This is a genomic window from Mycobacterium sp., assembly GCF_008709575.1.
Classification (GTDB): domain Bacteria; phylum Actinomycetota; class Actinomycetes; order Mycobacteriales; family Mycobacteriaceae; genus Mycobacterium.
In genome coordinates this window covers 1-1498 of the sequence record NZ_VYIK01000143.1, presented here as the reverse complement: position 1 = coordinate 1498, position 1498 = coordinate 1, and the positions used below count along the sequence as shown (strand labels likewise).

Genomic DNA, 1498 nt, shown 5'->3' with positions numbered 1-1498 from the left:
TCACCTACGACGGGAAAAAAGGAACGATTCAGCTCGTCGGACACGGATTCAAACAAGACCCGCCTCCCGTGCCACCACCAAGCCCGCCGCCGCATGTACCGACGCCCGAAGAACGCGAGCGAGGGTTAGCGGCTCGCGTCCTTGAAGGGGCAGTTATTGGTGGGTTAGCCGGAGTACCCGAAGGCGGGGTCGGAGCGGTCCCGGGCATGATAATCGGCGGAGGTCTTGGTGGCATCGAGTGGTTCATCGAAGAGACACAGAAGTAAGCACATGACTGATCAGCCATTGCGTTTCTGGCGACGCGTAATCCGCTGGCCCTACACCAAGCAGGGAACGATCGTCCTAGGTTGTGTGGTCCTGCTCATGTGCGCCGTCGGCGTGTACGAGTTTGTAAGCGGTGGGGGTGCGATATTCATCGTCTGCTCGGCGGTCCTGTTCGCGCTGGTAATCCGCGAATGGGTGAGACTGTATCGGCATCGAGCCGACCCAAACTGGCCACCTCGGCCGAAATGGGTTTCGCGCGTCGGGCAGTCCGAGGCAATCGTTCCCCGCGATGATTGACAACAGCCGCGGCAGCGTTGCCTAGGACGGCATCAACGAGCTGATGCGCGACCCCGACGTGATCGCCCCGAGCTCCGGCTGCTGGCCGCTGTCCGCCGGACATGCGCCGAGATGAGCGGCCCGATCCCCGGCTGACAGCCCGCTGGTGCACACACCGGCACGCAACCTGCCACCGGCTGACGAGCGCGACAACCCGAAGCACTATTGCCCCAGGGTCTGACGCGCGCTGCTCTCAGTGAGTATGGCCGTGGGCTTCCACCAGACCGGCCTGATGAACATGGCTGTGGGTGTGCTCGGTGCCGTCGTCGTGGGTGTGGGGATGTTCGTGCTCGACGTGGTCGTGGCGGTGCTCGGGGTGCGGGTGGGCGTGGGTGACGCCGAAATGGCGTCTTGAGCAGGTTAGGTTAGGGTTCGAGCATGGAAATGTTGCGAGTAGCCACTGACCAGCTGCTGGCCACAGCTAGTGGCTGGCACGGGTTGAGCGCCGACCTGGCCGCGGTCCCGCCCACCGGGTTGGGGTTGTCGTGTCAGGCCAGCGCCGCAGCGGTCAACGCGGTGCATGCCGGCGCCGCTGCAGCGGGTGAGGCATTCGCCGCGCGCACCCAGACCACGGCGGTCAAAACCGCCGTCGCAAGTGCCGCCTACGTCAGCACGGAAGCGAACTCGAAAGACCTCCTCGACGCGATCACCGAGGCCCTGTAGGACAGAAGATGGTGACTACCGGATTGCCCACGCTGTCTTCGATTCGGGCGTGGGACGTTGAGCACCTGACCCAAGCCGCCGACCACTGGGAGGGCACAGCGGACCGCTGGGAGAACGTATCCATACAGGTTTGGCAGCAGTCCCACGGTCTCGACTGGGAGGGCCAAGCACGCGAGGCCCTGATCGAGCGGACCACCGCCGACAAGACGACGATCATCGGCAGAGCTGATCAGTT

1 protein-coding gene and 3 pseudogenes are annotated in these 1498 nt (G+C 64.2%); 3 read left to right on the top strand and 1 reads right to left on the bottom strand.

Features of this window, described 5'->3' with window-relative positions:
- Window positions 1–682: 682 nt before the first annotated feature.
- A pseudogene (locus tag F6Q13_RS17345) lies at window positions 683–781 on the top strand (hypothetical protein); the annotation flags it as partial.
- Between the two features lie 12 nt (window positions 782–793).
- Here F6Q13_RS17345 and F6Q13_RS20335 read toward each other — a convergent pair.
- A pseudogene (locus F6Q13_RS20335) lies at window positions 794–949 on the bottom strand (zinc transporter Slc39a7); the annotation flags it as partial.
- A 29-nt stretch (window positions 950–978) separates the two neighbouring features.
- Here F6Q13_RS20335 and F6Q13_RS17335 point away from each other — a divergent pair.
- Together F6Q13_RS17335 and F6Q13_RS17330 are read left to right on the top strand one after the other, a co-directional pair.
- Complete coding sequence (locus F6Q13_RS17335) at window positions 979–1263, top strand: hypothetical protein (protein WP_293059194.1); 285 nt, start codon at window positions 979–981, stop codon at window positions 1261–1263.
- Window positions 1264–1271: 8 nt separating this feature from the next.
- A pseudogene (locus F6Q13_RS17330) lies at window positions 1272–1498 on the top strand (hypothetical protein); the annotation flags it as partial.

Coding starts and splice junctions, on each gene's coding strand:
- F6Q13_RS17335 (WP_293059194.1), top strand. CDS start 979: ATGGAAATGTTGCGAGTAGCCACTGACCAGCTGCTGGCCACAGCTAGT.